Consider the following 14,467-nt stretch of genomic DNA (forward strand, 5'->3'; position numbering starts at 1 on the left):
TGGCGTCAACCCCGTCCGGGGGCGTCGGTGGTGGCCGGTTCCGGTTCGCTGCCCGGGGCCTGTCCGAGGAGGTTGTCGACCAGGTTGGATCCGCGGGCGCGGCGCTGGTCGTCGAGGATGCGCTGCACCTGACCCTCGTCGAACACTTGTTCGAGGAGGACGGGGTGTTTGACGAGCTGGTCCATGGAGGCGGAGAGCTTCTGGACTGCGTCGGCGCCTGCGGCCTGGCTGCGGAACTCAGGGTCGGCGAACCTGGTGGTGAGCTTCCACCAGTCGGCCGGCTCTTCGGTCAGCGTGTCGCGGACCATGACGGTGAGGATCATGAGATCGCGGACCTGTGCGGAGAGCACGTATTTGTTCTGGTAGGTCGCGTCGATGAGCAGGTCGTGCTCGGCGGCGCGGATCGCCTCGGCACTGGCGGGGTTGTCGTGGAGGACGCCGAGGGACGACGGTGGGATGCCGGTCTCTCCGGTGAACGCCATCGCGATGGTGCGCAGCATGTCACTGTGCGGTGTCATGGATGCCTGGGTGAGCTGCTGCAGGCTGGGGGTGTCGCCGTCCTCATCCTTCGTGATCGCCAGGAGGCGGCGCATGGCCAGCTTGAAACGGCGCGTTTCGGACATGTCCTCGTAGGCTGCCTCGTCGACGCCGAGTAGGGCGAGCTGTGGGGCGGAGTAGAGTTCGGCGTTGCCCTCCATGCGGACGTAGCTGCGGGCTGCCATGTCGGTGAGCCCCATGACGGAGTTCGTCAGGCGGGACCGGCCAAACTGGCGGCGCAGCTGGGGGTCGTGGGTGATCGGCACGGCCAGGACGCGGCCGATCGGGTTCGGGAGCCGTTCGGCCGTCCAGCCGGTGGTCTTGGTGAACTGGCATTCGATGACGGCGTCGGGCAGGTAGACGGTGAACCGCTTGGGCTTGTCCGTGGAGTATTCGGCGATCGTCAGGGCCGCGGCCAGGCGACGCAGGCGGGGATCCCATAGGGCGGCGACGTTCTCGGCGGAGTGGGCGTGCATCTGCACCGGGGACTCCCCCGGACCGCCCTTGGTGACCGTGTACAGGGCCATGCCGTGCGTGTAGGCCGAAACGATCGCCTGACCCAGGTACAGGCCAAAATTGTTCACGGCCAACAGTTCGCCGAGTTCGAACGGATTTTCCGAACCGGGTAGGCGCAGGCCGTCGAACTGCGAGCGCATGGCGGGTTTGCGGACGGCCTGGGTGGCCCAGCCGAGGCAAAACTTGGCCTTCTTCAGCTGGGGCGGCAGGGCGATGCCGAGGTCCTTGAAGGCCTGTTCGGTGTCGTAGTAGAGGGACCGCTTCATGTTCTTCTCGCGGCGGGCGCGCCAGACGGTGAAGAGCTTCTTGATGGTGGCCAGTTCCGCGTCGTCGATGCCAGTGATCTTGATGTTCTGGATATCGTTGGCGGTCCACTCCACGGCGACTCCCTTCTAGAGGATCTGTTTGCGGCCTCCCTTGCGGGGACGGCGGCGGGTTGTCTTGGCGGCCCAGGCCGCGGTGGTGGCGGCTTCGAGCAGGGTCACGGAGCCATCTTCGGGGGCTTCCCAGCCCCAGCCGCCGGCCTTGCCGATCGCGCGGCGGCCGGCGCCTTCGACCTGGGCGTCGAGTTCGGGCTGGCCCGAGTGGGACAGGGTGCCCTGCTTGACGGCCTCGAGGAACATCGTGTGGGCGGTGATGACCTGGTCTGCGGTCGGCGTCCAGATGAGCCGCTTGTTGCGCACGCCTTCCTCGCGGAGGGCTTCGACGAGGTAGCCGACGCCGTTACGGCCGTCGATGACGAACTGCGCGGCGGTGTCCTTGCGGTCTACGAGGAAGTCGACGAGCCACTGAGTGCCGGCGGACATGGGCGCCGACCGGATGCCCTCGACGAAGAGTTGGCCGTCTGGGTCGCGGCGGGCCGCGGCGAGCGCGACCTCGGCGCCGTCTGCGGAGAACCTGATGCCGAACGCGTCGATGCCCTCGTCTGGCGGGGTGCCGCGCAGCTTGTCCCAGCGTGCCTTCGGGATCGGGTGCTTGCGCTTGAGGGTCTCGTCCCAGATGCCTAGTCCCTCACGCTTGAAGCTGTCGGGGCCGAGCAGGTCGCGCATACGCTGGATCGCCTCTTCGGAGGTCCGGTGCGGGTAGGACGGGTTCGCCTTGCGCAGCTGGCGGCGGTCGTCCGGGTTCGCGTCCTTGTCGGCGGACATCTCCACGTACAGGGTGTTCTCGTTGCCGTCCAGGGCCTTCTGGCGACGATTCGTGAACACTTCTCCGGGGTCCGTGGGCCGCGGTGGCGTGCCCATCATGAAGACCAGGCCGTTGGGTGCGGCGTTCGTGGCCGGGACCATGTCCTCCATGGCCTTCTCGGAGAGGATCTGCGCCTCATCGAGGACCAGCACGTCGACCTTGGCGAAACCGCGGCCGAACCCGGACTCGCGAGCGCCGAAGAGGATCCGGGAGCCGTTGGTGAATTCGATCTCCTGGCGGCCGTTGCCCGAGCGAATGTTGGCGACGTGCTTCGCGGCGCGGCGCCGCTTGGCCATGGCCGACATGTCCATGAACGTTTCGTCGGCGGTGCGGGTGCGGTGGGCCGTCCAGATGATAGTCAGCTTCGGCAGGATCGTGGCCAGCGCGAAGAGCATCCAGCCGATCAGGTAGGTCTTGCCGACCTGGCGGGGGATGGACATGACGACGCCGCCGATGCCCGCGGCGTACTTGCCGGTCTCGCGTTTGCCCAGGGCGACCTGGCCGATGCCGGTCTGCCACCGGTCGAAGCCCACGCCGAAGCTCGCGCAGCGGTCACGGACGCCGGGCCAGGCGGTGGTGGTGATCCCCGAGGGGATGACCAGGTGGGAGGCGACCTCCGAGAGCTTCCGCTCAGACCTCGTCCGGGTCGAAGGCCTCGTCTTCAGAGACGCCACCATGGGTCGCCTCCTCTTCCTCCTGAGCCTGGAGCGATTCGATCTCCTTGCCGATCTCGATCTGCCGGCGGGTCAGCGCGGCCAGGTCCCGGGCGGGCGTGCCCTCATCGTCGATCGCGCGGGCGATCCGCCGGCGCATCGCGGCGAGCTCCCCGACACGGTCGCCGGCGGCTGCCGCGGCGGCGACGGACTGGGCCTCGGGCTGGTCAGGCTGCACGTGGGGTTCCTCGGCGGCTACGGCGTGCAGTTTCACGGCCATGCTTCCTCCAAGGGTTGCCGGTGACGCGGATGAACCGCGCTCGGGAGTAGTACTCTATGTTGCCGTCTCGGCGGCCCCGGGCCTCGGGCGCCTCAACGAAGATGTGCAGGCCGCGGCCCGACAGGGAGACTTCGGCCCAGACGGGGTCCGGGATGCCGGCGAGCAGGTCCGCGGCCCAGGCTGCGAGCGCGCCCGCATCGTCGATGCAGTGGTCGAGGTCCCAGCAGGCGAGGCCGCCGCCGAGCATGATGCCGTAGCCGTCGCCGGGCCCGTCCTGGACTTGGTCGAATGTCGTCCAGGTCCAGGAGTTCGTCGAGGAGGCGGGCCGACCGCGGACTGTCAGGGGGCGTTTGCCGGCGGCGCGGGTCCAGCGGGCCCGGGAGGTCATCCGCTCCGGCAGGGCCTGGGGGCCAGCTGCCCGGCGGGCGCGGTAGGCGCGCTGCCGGCAGGCGTTCGAGCAGTACCGCGGGATACGGCCACGACCGGCCGGCGCGATATCCTTCCCGCATTCACATTTCCCCATACCCCAATTCTATCGGGGCGCGTTACGAAATACTATTCTCACCAGGGTTAATACCGTGTGATTTGATGCCGTCAGGGAATCGCCTCAGAAGGGCCACAATCAGAGCCAAGTCAAATGCTTCATTCGGGGAATCGCTGGGCATTTCTGGGAAATCGTGGTGCCAATCGGGCCTATGCCACATTTCCGGGGACAGATTTGGAAAAATATCGGGGAGATATTTCGCTATGCCGCGGGGTACGGGAATCAGGCCCCTTTGGGGTATACCCCCTGGGTACCTCTTTACCGGATAAGAATAACACTAGTCTGATAACCCCGCCACCACCCGGCGATACCACCCGGACGGGATACCCTCGAATACCCCGACCGGGCTACCACCGGGCTGCCACCGTGGGCCGAATCTCCCGGGCCCGGCGCACCTGCTTCCGCCGGCGGGGCTGCTTATCCCCCATCGACTGATTGCACCGCCTGCACACCACTTGCGTGTTCTCGTAAACGTCGAGACCACCGAGTGATGCAGGGACGATGTGATCGACCTCGACCGAGTTCGGCCGCTTCCCTCGCTCATAGTCGAGGACCACACGGCAGCGCGGGCAGTGCGTCAGGCCGTCGTTGATCGCAGCCTGGATGCGACGGTCGCGGATGCGCATCCACTTCGTGGTGCCCGTGCGCGACGCCGCCATGCTCACTCCCCAAACCCGCGCGGCCCCGACCGTGATGGTCGAGGCCGCGCGCCTGCTGCTGGTCCTACAGTTTGAACGGCACCTGCGCGGTGCCGTCGAAGGCCGGGTCTGACAGGATGAAGTACTCGGGCTTGGCATCGGCCGGGACCGAGATGACTGCAATGACCTTCACCTTGTCACCGGGGTTGATGAACTGCCCGAAGGCCTCATCATTCTCCCGGCTCAGGTTCCCGCTGATATCGTCATCGGCGCCGGTCTGGGCGAATGATCCATTCCCGATTCCCGCCATCGGGGTCAGGCTTGGCATCGACGGCTTATTACCGACGTTCTCAACTTCGTATTCGACGACGAGGAATTGCTTTCCCTGCTTCGGCTTAGCCGTGGTGTATCGGTCATTGCCACCGTCGTAATCGGGATTCGACCCACCGTCTTTAATACTCGTGCTGGTCTCGCTCTTGAGTACCCGCAATTTGTAATGGTCCGTCTGATCGGAGTTCATATACTCTTCAGTCGCACCCTTGGTGATTCCGTTCGGATCATCGGCAGCCTGCTCATCAGCAGCAGTATCAACGATCGATTCAACCGGCGATGCTGCCGGAGTCTCGGCCGGGGCAGAGTCACTGGAACCACAGCCGGCCAATGCGAGGACGCCGGCGACGGTCAGGACTATGGGAAGTGTGGGGATCTTCATGGCCACCATGCTACCGGCAACCAGCGTTGCCGGTGGTGTGGGCCCGAGCCTCCCCACGAAGCCCGGGCCCGGTAACCATCCCCATCCATCAGGCGTGACCCCGAGGAACAGTCGAACATGCAGAAGGGCCAGGGTGAGCAACGCTCAACCTGGCCCTTCCGACAATCATTCGACTATGCCTTCAAGGTAGGGTACAAACCCGCCGAATGTCAAGACGCCGCCCGAGACGCGCGCGAGGCCTCAGCCAACGCCGCCACGTCCCCCACCGCGTACAGGGCCACCCCATCATCGTCCCGATCCACCGCGGTCAGGCGGCCACGCTTGACCCACTGCTTCGCCGTACCCAGCTTCACCGGCACGCCCTCACGCTGCAGCACACCGACCACGATCGACAGACGGGCCACATACCCGGCAGCCTCGGCCACCCGGGCCGCCTGCCTCTCGGCTACGTCCCACCGGGCGCCGCAGTCCGGGCACTCCGCCACCGGCTCACCCTCGACCGCCCATACCTGCCCGAAGCACTCCCCGCCCGCCACAATGGCACCACAGTCCCCCAGGCTCACCCGCTCCACCGGCAGATCCACCACACGCAGACCCCGCACCAGCAGATCGGACAGACGCTCAAACCAGGCGTCCGCCTCATCCCGACGCGCCATCCACCACGCCCACTTACACGCCGCCCGGACCAACTCCCCCACGTCCGAGCAGTACACGAACCCCGACTGCCTCAAGTTCCCCACCCGGACGCCGGCCACATACACCTCCTGCACCAGCGCCCGAATCCCATCGAGCACCTCGGCGGCACCCACATTGAACACCAACGGATTTCCCGCCACGCCATGGCCACCCTGATTCCGGGCCACCACATCACGCCGCTGCACCGTCACCTCCAAATCACCCACCAACACCACCAACTGCGCCAACACCCGCTGGAACTCCCGCTTCGAAACCGTCATCTCAACTCCCGTCCAATCCGACCCGACACCAAATCACTCGGCCGCCACACGCCCGCATCCTGCCCAGCATCAGCCAACGCCCCCAACCAATCCCTCTGCGCCGGTCGAAGCCTGCCTGTCTCCGTCTTCAACTCCCGCCACATCACCCGAGCCCGACCAGGATGGACGAGGCACAGATCAGGAAACCCCGGATCAGACCGACGTGAATCGTGAGTGTGATAGCTCATCCAACCCAGACTGCGAGCCATCGCCACAACCTGCGATTGGAACTGAGCCTCTGTCCACGACCGAGCTTGGAGTGCGCGGTAGTCGGCGGCTTTCATCTGCGGCGTCGCTTTCTCTTAGTGCCAGGAGCAGGGGCAGGTCTGAGGCTGGCAGGATCGTGCTCCCGGCCAGTCCCAGCCCCGTCCCCTCCTGACAAGGCCCTACCCGACCCGTCCCGACCCGACCCGCAACTGCCCGTCGACGTGGAGTCGCCTTCGGGCAGTTCCGGGCAGGATCGGGCAGGCCGTGGCATGGCCCGTGTTTTCCCAGGTGAGACACCCTGCAACCCGGTCTTGCGCTCGCGTGGTTTCGCGCTCGCTAAGGGTTGCCTTAGTGCTTGTTTGTCCTCCGCTGGGTCCGGTGCCGCCTGGCTGGCGGCTGTTTCCCTCGGACCGGAGGTTTCCGCGCCTGCGGGGCCACCCACCGTGGTGGGGATGCCCTGCGGACCAGGCGTGGACGCTGCGGGGTCGTCCCGGCCACCTGGCTGGTGGTCGGGGACCCGCGGGCCAGCGGTTTGGGCCACGCCCGCGGGGTCCGGTGCCGCCTGGCTGGCGGCTGTTTCCCTCGGACCGGGCGTGGGTGCTGCTGCGGGGTCGTCCCTGGTGTGGGGACCCTTCGGGCCAGCAGCTGCAGGCGCGGGGCCACCCACCGTGGTGGGGATGCCCTGCGGACCGCCTGCGTTCTTGACCGGCTGGCTGCCGGCCGAAGTCTTCTTGGTGAGATACACCTGTGCCCCCGGAGCGGACTGGCGCTTCGACGGGGACGGGATCTTCACATTGTTGTTGATGACCCACTTCAAGCCCCGGAGCCACGTCACTGTGGACTCGCTGAGGTAGGGGCTGAGCGGGACGGGCATGAGGTGGATGGCTTTGTCCTCGGCGGGCATGTCGCCGAACTTGCCATTGCAGCTCTGGCAGGCCACAACCAGATCCGAGATCGTCTCGGCCTCGACGCCGGGGACGAGATGGTCGTAGGTGCCTGCCATGGCCGAGTTGTTCGACCCCCACTGGACGACGCGGCCGCAGTACCGGCAGCCGTCACCGTCGCGCAGGCGCACGGGTACGACGATCTGGTATTTGTTCCGGTCGCGCTTCTGTTGTTTCGCCCATTCCCGCTCCTCGTACGGGACCAGGTGGATGAAGTCGTCATCTTGGAGCAGCTCGTAATAGTCCGCTTCCGGGTCGGCGGGGACGGACCAGTACCCGCAGGCGATCGCCGCGTCGATGAGCAGGCGGGCGCGGGTAGGGGAACCACCGAATGCGAGCGCGGTGCCCTTGGGGATCTTGTACTCGATGTTGTGGGCGGTGGATTCGAGCGCGCATCTGGCCACGAACCCGAAGAGTTCGTTGGCGATCCGCTCGTCCGCGTCGGCGAGCGCCAGTGCTCGGTTGACGACGGGGTGGTTGGCGGAGGTGTCGCCGAATCTGGCCCATGACATGCGGTTCGTGTCCTTTGCGGTGGTGTGCGGTAGGGGTGGGTGCCGGCAGGCCGTGGGGACTTGCCGGCACCGTTGTGGGTGGGCGCGTGCTGTTAGGTGGTGGGCCTGTTCATCCACGGGTAGACGTCGACGGCCCGAGGCAGGTTCAGGGTTGGTTCGATGACCTCGGCGAGCTTGATCTCGTCGCGCCACTCGACCATCCAGATCACGTCGATTCGGGTCTGGTCGGTGCTGTCGCGGCCGTAAACGATCTGGGCTTTCGACGTGTCGGCCAGGGCGTAGTGCGCCCAAGCCGTGCGGAGGCGACAGTGCAGGTAGAGCGATGCCGGACTGCGGTCAGGCCGCTCGTAGTAGGCCTGGGCCAGGTTCACGACCTGCCGCAGCGGCTTGTAGACGCCGCTGGACTCGTCGATCGTCTTGCCGTCGCCCAGGATGATCGTTGTCATTCGTCGTCCTCCTCCGTGTGCAGTGGGGCGTGGAAACCGACCGGCCGGTGTCCGGCGTTCTCCAGGTAGGCGCCCATGTCGACCTCGCGCAGAGGCTCCGGAGTTGGGCCGGGCTGGGGCTGGGCGCGTGTGATGGACAGGCCCAGGGTCAGGCTGATCTTCACTGCGCGCTCCAATCGCAGGAGATACCGCCCTGGCCCTGGCGATTGACGTCGTCCAGATAGATGCACTCGATGGACCTTCCGTCCTTGAGCTTCACCGTGTCCGAGGTCAGGCGGCCCTTTCCGCTCTCCGCGTGGCCTGCGCATCCGCCTAGGGCTACGGCAGCGAGGACGAGAGCAGCTGCGAACGCAGCGGTCTTCTTGGGACGAGTCATTGGTGGTCGTCTCCTCTGTTGATCTGGCGGGACCGGTCGAGCTGCGGGTCATCTGCCGCGGCGGGCCGGTAGTGGCGCATGTACTCGTCGGTGACGATCCAGTAGACCGGGACCTCGATGGTCAGGCTGATCGTGGTGCGAGCACTGCGGGGCATTGTTGTGCCTAGTCGTGTCATAAGGTCAGGCGTTTCGTATCCGTGGGTGATCGTCATCCCATCGCCGGCCAAGTGGCCTTCTGCGATGATCCATTGGCCTCGGTTCGGGTCATAGACCGCGATACGCGCTTCAGCTCCGCTCATTTGGGTCCACCCCCAGGGCCGCGCAGATCGGGCGCACAGTGCGGCAGGGGTAGAGCTGCCACTGTCCCGAATCCGTCCCGCACCCGGCGCAGACGCGGATCGGGCGCTTCGTCCGCCCCAGCTCGTCGACGGCTTCAATCGGCTGGTGCACCTGCAGCACGCCTTCCAGGGCCGTCAGGAGGTGTGGGAGCGCTGCGCGTGCATCTGCGATGGCTCTGATGTCCGCCGCGCTCCCGACCCCGTAGTGAGTGTCGTCTGGGATGATGCCCGGCAGGATTCCAAATTCTCCATCGACGTCGGCTTTCCACTCACCTGGTGTGGCCGCGGCTGCGATCCGGTGGCGCTCTGCCAAGTAGCCCTTAAGCGTCTCCTTTTCGCTCATCACTCGATCCCCAATCGCTGTGCGACCGTCTGTTCCAGGGCGATCTCGCCCGGCGTCGGGTCTCGGTCCGGGTCGTTGACCATCGCCAGATAGGCCACCAGCGTCGCCGTCCGCGTCTCGTATGCCTGGGCCATGAGCGCCTGGAACTTCCCTTGGTCAGCCGACATTGAGGCCTCCGGCCCTGGTACGTATGGGTTCCCTGGCAGTGGACTTGTCCAGCTCATTCCTCTTCCTCCTTCGTCGTGACGGCTGTCAGGACGGCCCGGGCCATGTTCTCCGCACTTCTCCAGGTACGTCCGAGCATCGCGGTATGAGTTGCGGCGGCATCTGCGGCCATCTCCACGGCCTCGTCTCCCAGCAGCGCGGCACGCACGGCTTCCGCCTGGTGGGCGGCATGTTGGCGGTAGGTCCGGTAGGTGTCGTCACATTCGCATGCCATCGCTATATCCGGCCCAGCCTCATGCACCATCGCCGCCTGATGCCGGGCCAGCGTCTCCGCGATCAGATCAGGCATCACGCGCCTCCCTGGCGGTCCATGTGCCTCGCCCACCCGGCGTCCGAGTAGGCCTTCTCTGCTTCCTTCGTGCGCCGGTTCAGATCGTTGATGGCCCGCTGGGCGTTGAACGCGGCAGTGGCCTCTACGACCTCTATGGGGAATTTCAGGTCTTCGACCAGGGTCGGGCCACATGGGCGCCACCGGTCGCCAGTGACTATGACCGGGTCGTCCTCGTTCCGGGGGCGGGCCGCGAACCATTCCCCTTCCTCGGTCTCCCAGGCCAGCCAGACTTCACCTCCGGATCGCATCAGCAGCTGGTCGCTATGCGCGGCGTCAAGGAAGCTTTCTATTGTCTGGTGTTTCATCGGTATTCCTCTCGTGTGATGATTCGGTTGCAGCACTTGCAGTGGTCGGCGACGATCGGGCCGGCCTCCGGGTCGATCAGATCGAACGGGGTCGCCGCGTGTACCGGTTCTAGGTGCTCGTGTTCGCAGACTCGGTAGACGCGCTGATAGGCGCCGTTCATGGACTGCTCCTCGGTGAGGTCGTGGGGACAGTCCTCATGGCCGGGCATCGGCTGGTCACTCATTCACTTCCTCCTTCTTCTGCGTGCTGCCCGTATCGTCGTCTGGTGGGTTGTGGTTGCAGTTGGGGCAGCAGGGGCGGCCGCGGTCACGGGTGAGGATCTTGCATGAGTGCCAGGTGACTTGGCATAGCTGGCATCGTGAGAACTTGTCGCCGGGCGGGTGCGCGGTCATGGCTGCCAGCCTTTGACCGGTCGGTCTGGGCGTTCGGCTGCTGCTGGGCAGTGGGCTTCCTGAGTGAAGTTCGGCGAGTAGATGCGCCGCCATTTCTGCCCGCATGCTGGACAGGTGGCTTCCATCTCCCAGCTGAAGATCCACTTCCCGTCGCTCAGGTACTGGTGCCACCATTGGCGGTCGTGAGTCTCTAGGTCGATGCCGTATCGGGTCCCTTCCGGATCTCCGAATCTTCGATCGCGCCAGATTCTCTTTCCCTTGAGCGGGCCCACGGCCACGGTGAACTGCTCCCGGAATTCAGCGTCCGGGAGCCCAAGGCCGAGGTAGATGAATTCTTCGGCAGGTCGGTCGTTGTCGTCCAGCAGGTCGAACAGGTCCCCGGTCTGCGGTGCGGCGGTGGTCACGCTGTGCTCCCTTCTGCGGTGTAGTCGGTGTCGTCGAGGTCCCAGGCGGTGTCGGTCGAGCGCTGGTAGATGCTGTCGTGGCCGCAGTGGCGGCAGCGGGTGGCGCACAGGTCCTTGAGTGGGCGGGCTGGGCGCCGGACGTCGACCGTGTAGAGCCGGCCGGACCGGGTGCGCCGGAGAGCCTGCTCTGTGGTGGTCTCGCCCGGGTTCGGGTGGATCGTTCCAAACGCGGTGACCTGGTACTGCTCGTCGATGACGCCGCAGGCCGTGCAGCACGTCGGGTCGCCGTGCCAGGCCAGGGAGCCGAGGTTGACCGTCTCCCAGGGCGACCACGCCACCCGCCGGCCGTCCCACCGCGGCGGCAGGTCGAACTCCCGGCCGCCGGGCAGGGCCATCAGGAGTGGGGTCTGCTGCCACATGGCTGGTCACCTGCGAACCCAGGCGCGGCCGGCGGGGCTCATGTCGATGTACGCGGCGAGGAACCCGTCATAGACCTCGTAGTCGAGGGTCGTTCCGACACCGGTCTCAACCCGGTGGATGTCCTGCTGCGTGAGCTTCGGGGAGACGGTCCAGGCGGCGAGTTCCTGGTGGGAGATCCCGTGGGCGCGGCGCAGGTCGGCCAGGGCGCGGCCGGCGCGGCGGTTCTGCGCGTTGATGTACTTGCGGAACCGGCGGGCGGACTTCGGCGTGTACCGGGAGCGGACGGGGAACGGGCGGTACGGCAAGTGACGGAGTTTCGTCTTGAGTCTCATGGTGTGGGGCCTTTCGGGATGGGTGCGGGCGGGTCAGATGTTGGTGTCGTTCATCCAGCCCGGGAGGTGGTGGGGGCCGAACCAGTCTTCGTCGATCTCCACAAAGCCGTATGCCGGTTCGTCCTCCTCCTCGTCGTCTTCGGGGATGGGCTCGTCGACGTCCTCGTCGACGTCCGGCAGTGGGGCTGGCTGGTCGCGGGCCTCAAGGATGAGGCCCGCCACGACGAGGCCGGCGAGTGTGACCAGGACCCCCGCGGTGAAGGTAAAGGTGGTCTTGAGCATGATGGGTTCCCCTTTCAGGGCTAGAAGGGTGGTTCGCCGTTATCGGCCGGGGCGGGCTGCTGACTCCAATCAGCGCCACCACCAGGTGCGGCGGAGGCCCAGGGGTCGTCGGTCGTCTGCCCGGTACCCGTGCCAGCACCGTGGACGTTCTGCGGGTCGCCCTGCGGCGCCCGACCCCAATCCGACCCGCCACCGTAACCACGCTGATCGGCCTGAGCGCGCTGGTCCGGCCGGGCATTACGCTGCACATTCGCGGTGGCATAGCGCAGGCTGGGACCGACCTCGTCGACGTCGAGCTCGAATACCGTGCGGTTCTCGCCCTCCTTCGTCTCGAACGAGCGGGTGCGCAGGCGTCCCTGCACGACCACGCGCGTCCCGCGGGACAAGGAACTTGCCACGTTCTCCGCCATATCGCGCCACGCGGCGCACCGGAGGAACATGGTCTCGCCGTCCTTGAACTCGTTGCTGCGACGGTCGAACGTGCGCGGCGTCGAGGCCACCGTGAAGTTCGCGACCGCGGCACCGTTCGGGGTGAAACGCAGATCCGGATCGGCCGTGAGGTTGCCAACCAGCGTGATGATCGTTTCCCCGGCCATCAGGCAGCCTCCCCAGTCGGGACATGCACGTGGAAGAACGTGCCGGCGGTCGGGTCCTGCTGGCCCGTGTCCCCGTTGAACCCGGCCACATACCGCACCGACGTGTCCGAATCGTTGATGTCACCGCCCTGACTGACGTAGGCGATCGCCATACGGTTCCGGATCTTCTCCGGCTCGATCTGGTGTGCCGGGGCGGCCGCCTCATAGCCACGGCGGACCGCGTCGAGCTGCATGCGCAGGTCGAAGATCTCCGCCGCCGCGGACCCCACCAAGTGGCCGGCCCGGTCCATGTCCAGAGCATGCCGGTACGTCAGTGCGTGCGACGTCCACCCGCCCCCGACGATGAGCATCGCGGCGGTCAGGATCACCGCGGAGACGACCAGCGCCACCATGTCCCCGGGCTCACCACCTCTCGCTGCCAGCCGGAAGCCGGAGGTGATCACGGCAGTCAGGCCACACACCACGGCGATGACCCCGGCGATGGCCATGAACCAGCGGCCCCGCCGGTACTCGCGTGCATGATCCTCGCGCCGATGCTTGCGGGCCCGGGCCTCGTCATGCTGCTGCTCGGGTTCTGCCTGCGGGTTGATTTCAGGCTGCATGGTGCATCTCCTCTTCGTCGTCATCGGCCCGTCTGGGCCGGGTGGTCAGCTTGTGGAACTTCTCTTCGACCGGGCGCCACCGCGGGAACCCCGACTCCACGGAGCCCTGCAGGTAGGTGATCGTGAGCGTCGAATGGTTGCCCTTGACATTGCGGATGCCCACCGGGGAGCGGCTGAGCTGGCTCAGCCGGTTGAGGAACTGCTCCTTTGCCGTTCCCGGTCGGACCTGCTCGAACCCCTCGGCCACCGGCGGGGTGGTCTCCGTGTGCGTGATCGTCGTGTGCACCAGGCACCGCGCGTCAGGCGTGATTGTGTAGGAGGTCATCGGGTGCCGTCCTTCCTGGCCGGGGCCTGCGGGTAGATCGGGATCGGGGTCAGCGAGCGCGGTGCCGGGTGTGGTGAGCGGGGGCGGTAGATGAGTCGTTCGTGGCCGCCGGTGCTGTTGATCAGGGTGATCGTGAGCGCTGCCTTGTCGATGTGGTGGACGGTCACGTGGTTGTTGCGGATCCGGACGAGGCGGGCCTCGAACTGCTCACGCGGGGTGCCGCGCAGGGGCACCGTCTGGGTGAGGACCGCTGGGCGGGCGAGGTGGTAGCACTCGTCGCGGTGCTCGACTTCGCACTTCTCCCCCGGCGTGAACCGGTCGTCGCTGGCGTTGAGTTCTTCGATCAGCATGGCGCCTCCATCGGCGGGACGAGGGCCACGTCATCCTGAGTCAGCGGAGGCATGAACAGGTTCCGCAGGCTCCCGATGGCTTGGAAGGTAGCCACGCCGAAGCATGGGGCCACCTTGGTCGGGGTGACGTAGACCGTGGTGTCTGGCGCGTCCTCGCTGGGCAGGGCCAGAATCCTCTCATCGAGAATTGGACGAACCTGGCACGGGTCGTTTCGGTGCCACCTGATCATGCGGGGCTGTCGATCGGCGCGGTACTCGGGGCGGCCCCAGGTCCAGACGTCGACGGCGGCCAGGGCTGCCTGGTGGGTGATGGTCAGGGCGATGGTGCCGGCCGTGTCGTGGCGGGCCTCCCACTGGCCCGGGCGGGCTCGGCGGATCGTGATCCTCGGTGTCATCAGTGGCACCGGTCCTCGATGAGCAGGGCGGCCAGGGCGAGGATCGCCACGCCAGCCAGGGCGCCCATCTGGCCGCTGACGTTGTCGTGGACGACCGCGACCAGGTAGCCGGCCGAGAGGGCGAGGGCCGGGGGCGTGTACAGGAGGAAGAAACGGCGCCTCTCGTGCTTCGCGCGCATCCGACGTCGGGCTCTGGCTTGGGCAGCCTGTTCGGTCTGGGCGTCGTTGAGCATCTGATTCAGCAGCGATTCCATGGGGGTCTCCTATCGGGTAATGGG

At 66.6% G+C, this 14,467-nt stretch carries 28 protein-coding genes; all 28 read right to left on the minus strand.

The window, feature by feature from the left end:
- Positions 1-5: 5 nt before the first annotated feature.
- The 28 genes from NQ036_RS03690 to NQ036_RS03825 all read right to left on the minus strand — a co-directional run bounded on the left by NQ036_RS03690 (position 6) and on the right by NQ036_RS03825 (position 14,443).
- Positions 6-1,433 (minus strand): phage portal protein, encoded by a 1,428-nt coding sequence (locus tag NQ036_RS03690; RefSeq protein ID WP_257047072.1) that lies wholly within the window; start codon positions 1,431-1,433, stop codon positions 6-8.
- Positions 1,434-1,445: 12 nt separating this feature from the next.
- Positions 1,446-2,918, minus strand: coding sequence for a hypothetical protein (locus NQ036_RS03695; RefSeq protein WP_257047071.1), 1,473 nt, complete (start codon positions 2,916-2,918; stop codon positions 1,446-1,448).
- Positions 2,872-3,132, minus strand: coding sequence for a hypothetical protein (locus tag NQ036_RS03700; protein WP_257047070.1), 261 nt, complete (start codon positions 3,130-3,132; stop codon positions 2,872-2,874). The genes NQ036_RS03695 and NQ036_RS03700 overlap by 47 nt, the downstream gene beginning before the upstream one ends.
- A complete protein-coding gene (locus tag NQ036_RS03705; RefSeq protein ID WP_257047069.1) occupies positions 3,122-3,697 on the minus strand; it encodes a hypothetical protein in 576 nt (191 codons plus the stop codon). The genes NQ036_RS03700 and NQ036_RS03705 overlap by 11 nt, the downstream gene beginning before the upstream one ends.
- Before the next feature lie 368 nt (positions 3,698-4,065).
- Positions 4,066-4,377 (minus strand): HNH endonuclease, encoded by a 312-nt coding sequence (locus tag NQ036_RS03710; RefSeq protein WP_257047068.1) that lies wholly within the window; start codon positions 4,375-4,377, stop codon positions 4,066-4,068.
- Positions 4,378-4,441: 64 nt separating this feature from the next.
- Entirely contained in the window at positions 4,442-5,068 is a 627-nt protein-coding gene (locus NQ036_RS03715; RefSeq protein WP_257047067.1) for a DUF4352 domain-containing protein, read from the minus strand.
- Between the two features lie 209 nt (positions 5,069-5,277).
- Positions 5,278-6,024: a hypothetical protein gene (locus tag NQ036_RS03720; RefSeq protein ID WP_257047066.1), complete on the minus strand. Its 747-nt coding sequence runs from the start codon at positions 6,022-6,024 to the stop codon at positions 5,278-5,280.
- Positions 6,021-6,347: a VRR-NUC domain-containing protein gene (locus NQ036_RS03725; RefSeq protein ID WP_257047065.1), complete on the minus strand. Its 327-nt coding sequence runs from the start codon at positions 6,345-6,347 to the stop codon at positions 6,021-6,023. The genes NQ036_RS03720 and NQ036_RS03725 overlap by 4 nt, the downstream gene beginning before the upstream one ends.
- Positions 6,344-7,726: a hypothetical protein gene (locus NQ036_RS03730; protein ID WP_257047064.1), complete on the minus strand. Its 1,383-nt coding sequence runs from the start codon at positions 7,724-7,726 to the stop codon at positions 6,344-6,346. The genes NQ036_RS03725 and NQ036_RS03730 overlap by 4 nt, the downstream gene beginning before the upstream one ends.
- Positions 7,727-7,818: 92 nt before the next feature.
- Positions 7,819-8,172, minus strand: a complete 354-nt coding sequence (locus tag NQ036_RS03735; RefSeq protein WP_257057157.1) for a hypothetical protein — start codon at positions 8,170-8,172, stop codon at positions 7,819-7,821.
- Complete coding sequence (locus tag NQ036_RS03740; protein WP_257047062.1) at positions 8,169-8,336, minus strand: hypothetical protein; 168 nt, start codon at positions 8,334-8,336, stop codon at positions 8,169-8,171. The genes NQ036_RS03735 and NQ036_RS03740 overlap by 4 nt, the downstream gene beginning before the upstream one ends.
- The gene (locus NQ036_RS03745) at positions 8,333-8,548 is read right to left on the minus strand and encodes a hypothetical protein (protein WP_257047061.1); all 216 of its coding nucleotides are present in this window, start codon (positions 8,546-8,548) and stop codon (positions 8,333-8,335) included. The genes NQ036_RS03740 and NQ036_RS03745 overlap by 4 nt, the downstream gene beginning before the upstream one ends.
- Positions 8,545-8,703, minus strand: a complete 159-nt coding sequence (locus tag NQ036_RS03750) for a hypothetical protein (protein WP_257047059.1) — start codon at positions 8,701-8,703, stop codon at positions 8,545-8,547. Before NQ036_RS03750 ends, NQ036_RS03745 begins: the two co-directional genes overlap by 4 nt.
- A 130-nt stretch (positions 8,704-8,833) precedes the next feature.
- The gene (locus NQ036_RS03755; RefSeq protein WP_257047058.1) at positions 8,834-9,229 is read right to left on the minus strand and encodes a hypothetical protein; all 396 of its coding nucleotides are present in this window, start codon (positions 9,227-9,229) and stop codon (positions 8,834-8,836) included.
- Positions 9,229-9,396, minus strand: a complete 168-nt coding sequence (locus tag NQ036_RS03760) for a hypothetical protein (protein WP_257047057.1) — start codon at positions 9,394-9,396, stop codon at positions 9,229-9,231. The genes NQ036_RS03755 and NQ036_RS03760 overlap by 1 nt, the downstream gene beginning before the upstream one ends.
- Before the next feature lie 53 nt (positions 9,397-9,449).
- Complete coding sequence (locus NQ036_RS03765) at positions 9,450-9,743, minus strand: hypothetical protein (RefSeq protein ID WP_257047056.1); 294 nt, start codon at positions 9,741-9,743, stop codon at positions 9,450-9,452.
- A complete protein-coding gene (locus tag NQ036_RS03770; protein ID WP_257047055.1) occupies positions 9,743-10,090 on the minus strand; it encodes a hypothetical protein in 348 nt (115 codons plus the stop codon). Before NQ036_RS03770 ends, NQ036_RS03765 begins: the two co-directional genes overlap by 1 nt.
- Complete coding sequence (locus tag NQ036_RS03775) at positions 10,087-10,314, minus strand: hypothetical protein (protein ID WP_257047054.1); 228 nt, start codon at positions 10,312-10,314, stop codon at positions 10,087-10,089. The genes NQ036_RS03770 and NQ036_RS03775 overlap by 4 nt, the downstream gene beginning before the upstream one ends.
- 165 nt (positions 10,315-10,479) lie before the next feature.
- Positions 10,480-10,887 (minus strand): hypothetical protein, encoded by a 408-nt coding sequence (locus NQ036_RS03780; RefSeq protein ID WP_257047053.1) that lies wholly within the window; start codon positions 10,885-10,887, stop codon positions 10,480-10,482.
- On the minus strand, positions 10,884-11,306 hold the full coding sequence (locus tag NQ036_RS03785) for a hypothetical protein (RefSeq protein ID WP_257047052.1): 423 nt from the start codon (positions 11,304-11,306) through the stop codon (positions 10,884-10,886). The genes NQ036_RS03780 and NQ036_RS03785 overlap by 4 nt, the downstream gene beginning before the upstream one ends.
- Before the next feature lie 6 nt (positions 11,307-11,312).
- Positions 11,313-11,639: a hypothetical protein gene (locus NQ036_RS03790; RefSeq protein WP_257047051.1), complete on the minus strand. Its 327-nt coding sequence runs from the start codon at positions 11,637-11,639 to the stop codon at positions 11,313-11,315.
- Between the two features lie 33 nt (positions 11,640-11,672).
- Complete coding sequence (locus NQ036_RS03795) at positions 11,673-11,921, minus strand: hypothetical protein (RefSeq protein WP_257047050.1); 249 nt, start codon at positions 11,919-11,921, stop codon at positions 11,673-11,675.
- A 20-nt stretch (positions 11,922-11,941) separates the two neighbouring features.
- Positions 11,942-12,517 (minus strand): single-stranded DNA-binding protein, encoded by a 576-nt coding sequence (locus NQ036_RS03800; RefSeq protein WP_257047049.1) that lies wholly within the window; start codon positions 12,515-12,517, stop codon positions 11,942-11,944.
- Positions 12,517-13,119 carry a hypothetical protein gene (locus NQ036_RS03805; RefSeq protein WP_257047048.1) on the minus strand — a complete coding sequence of 201 codons (603 nt, stop codon included), beginning with the start codon at positions 13,117-13,119 and terminating at the stop codon, positions 12,517-12,519. Before NQ036_RS03805 ends, NQ036_RS03800 begins: the two co-directional genes overlap by 1 nt.
- Positions 13,109-13,444, minus strand: a complete 336-nt coding sequence (locus NQ036_RS03810; protein WP_257047047.1) for a hypothetical protein — start codon at positions 13,442-13,444, stop codon at positions 13,109-13,111. The genes NQ036_RS03805 and NQ036_RS03810 overlap by 11 nt, the downstream gene beginning before the upstream one ends.
- Entirely contained in the window at positions 13,441-13,794 is a 354-nt protein-coding gene (locus tag NQ036_RS03815) for a hypothetical protein (RefSeq protein WP_257047046.1), read from the minus strand. The genes NQ036_RS03810 and NQ036_RS03815 overlap by 4 nt, the downstream gene beginning before the upstream one ends.
- Positions 13,788-14,189 (minus strand): hypothetical protein, encoded by a 402-nt coding sequence (locus tag NQ036_RS03820; RefSeq protein WP_257047045.1) that lies wholly within the window; start codon positions 14,187-14,189, stop codon positions 13,788-13,790. Before NQ036_RS03820 ends, NQ036_RS03815 begins: the two co-directional genes overlap by 7 nt.
- Positions 14,189-14,443, minus strand: a complete 255-nt coding sequence (locus NQ036_RS03825; RefSeq protein WP_257047044.1) for a hypothetical protein — start codon at positions 14,441-14,443, stop codon at positions 14,189-14,191. Before NQ036_RS03825 ends, NQ036_RS03820 begins: the two co-directional genes overlap by 1 nt.
- Between the last annotated feature and the right edge of the window lie 24 nt (positions 14,444-14,467).

Origin of the sequence: Brevibacterium sp. 91QC2O2, assembly GCF_024580695.1 — a bacterium.
GTDB lineage: Bacteria > Actinomycetota > Actinomycetes > Actinomycetales > Brevibacteriaceae > Brevibacterium > Brevibacterium moorei.

What these genes read in the sequence shown, in the direction of transcription:
- NQ036_RS03820 (WP_257047045.1), bottom strand. Translation starts at nt 14,189, where the DNA reads ATGACACCGAGGATCACGATCCGCCGAGCCCGCCCGGGCCAGTGGGAG.
- NQ036_RS03790 (WP_257047051.1), bottom strand. Translation starts at nt 11,639, where the DNA reads ATGAGACTCAAGACGAAACTCCGTCACTTGCCGTACCGCCCGTTCCCC.
- NQ036_RS03800 (WP_257047049.1), bottom strand. Translation starts at nt 12,517, where the DNA reads ATGGCCGGGGAAACGATCATCACGCTGGTTGGCAACCTCACGGCCGAT.
- NQ036_RS03815 (WP_257047046.1), bottom strand. Translation starts at nt 13,794, where the DNA reads ATGCTGATCGAAGAACTCAACGCCAGCGACGACCGGTTCACGCCGGGG.
- NQ036_RS03705 (WP_257047069.1), bottom strand. Translation starts at nt 3,697, where the DNA reads ATGGGGAAATGTGAATGCGGGAAGGATATCGCGCCGGCCGGTCGTGGC.
- NQ036_RS03760 (WP_257047057.1), bottom strand. Translation starts at nt 9,396, where the DNA reads ATGTCGGCTGACCAAGGGAAGTTCCAGGCGCTCATGGCCCAGGCATAC.
- NQ036_RS03765 (WP_257047056.1), bottom strand. Translation starts at nt 9,743, where the DNA reads ATGCCTGATCTGATCGCGGAGACGCTGGCCCGGCATCAGGCGGCGATG.
- NQ036_RS03805 (WP_257047048.1), bottom strand. Translation starts at nt 13,119, where the DNA reads ATGCAGCCTGAAATCAACCCGCAGGCAGAACCCGAGCAGCAGCATGAC.
- NQ036_RS03825 (WP_257047044.1), bottom strand. Translation starts at nt 14,443, where the DNA reads ATGGAATCGCTGCTGAATCAGATGCTCAACGACGCCCAGACCGAACAG.
- NQ036_RS03710 (WP_257047068.1), bottom strand. Translation starts at nt 4,377, where the DNA reads ATGGCGGCGTCGCGCACGGGCACCACGAAGTGGATGCGCATCCGCGAC.
- NQ036_RS03695 (WP_257047071.1), bottom strand. Translation starts at nt 2,918, where the DNA reads ATGGTGGCGTCTCTGAAGACGAGGCCTTCGACCCGGACGAGGTCTGAG.
- NQ036_RS03795 (WP_257047050.1), bottom strand. Translation starts at nt 11,921, where the DNA reads ATGCTCAAGACCACCTTTACCTTCACCGCGGGGGTCCTGGTCACACTC.
- NQ036_RS03785 (WP_257047052.1), bottom strand. Translation starts at nt 11,306, where the DNA reads ATGTGGCAGCAGACCCCACTCCTGATGGCCCTGCCCGGCGGCCGGGAG.
- NQ036_RS03750 (WP_257047059.1), bottom strand. Translation starts at nt 8,703, where the DNA reads ATGCCCCGCAGTGCTCGCACCACGATCAGCCTGACCATCGAGGTCCCG.
- NQ036_RS03755 (WP_257047058.1), bottom strand. Translation starts at nt 9,229, where the DNA reads ATGAGCGAAAAGGAGACGCTTAAGGGCTACTTGGCAGAGCGCCACCGG.
- NQ036_RS03715 (WP_257047067.1), bottom strand. Translation starts at nt 5,068, where the DNA reads ATGAAGATCCCCACACTTCCCATAGTCCTGACCGTCGCCGGCGTCCTC.
- NQ036_RS03745 (WP_257047061.1), bottom strand. Translation starts at nt 8,548, where the DNA reads ATGACTCGTCCCAAGAAGACCGCTGCGTTCGCAGCTGCTCTCGTCCTC.
- NQ036_RS03725 (WP_257047065.1), bottom strand. Translation starts at nt 6,347, where the DNA reads ATGAAAGCCGCCGACTACCGCGCACTCCAAGCTCGGTCGTGGACAGAG.
- NQ036_RS03735 (WP_257057157.1), bottom strand. Translation starts at nt 8,172, where the DNA reads ATGACAACGATCATCCTGGGCGACGGCAAGACGATCGACGAGTCCAGC.
- NQ036_RS03720 (WP_257047066.1), bottom strand. Translation starts at nt 6,024, where the DNA reads ATGACGGTTTCGAAGCGGGAGTTCCAGCGGGTGTTGGCGCAGTTGGTG.
- NQ036_RS03775 (WP_257047054.1), bottom strand. Translation starts at nt 10,314, where the DNA reads ATGAGTGACCAGCCGATGCCCGGCCATGAGGACTGTCCCCACGACCTC.
- NQ036_RS03730 (WP_257047064.1), bottom strand. Translation starts at nt 7,726, where the DNA reads ATGTCATGGGCCAGATTCGGCGACACCTCCGCCAACCACCCCGTCGTC.
- NQ036_RS03810 (WP_257047047.1), bottom strand. Translation starts at nt 13,444, where the DNA reads ATGACCTCCTACACAATCACGCCTGACGCGCGGTGCCTGGTGCACACG.
- NQ036_RS03770 (WP_257047055.1), bottom strand. Translation starts at nt 10,090, where the DNA reads ATGAAACACCAGACAATAGAAAGCTTCCTTGACGCCGCGCATAGCGAC.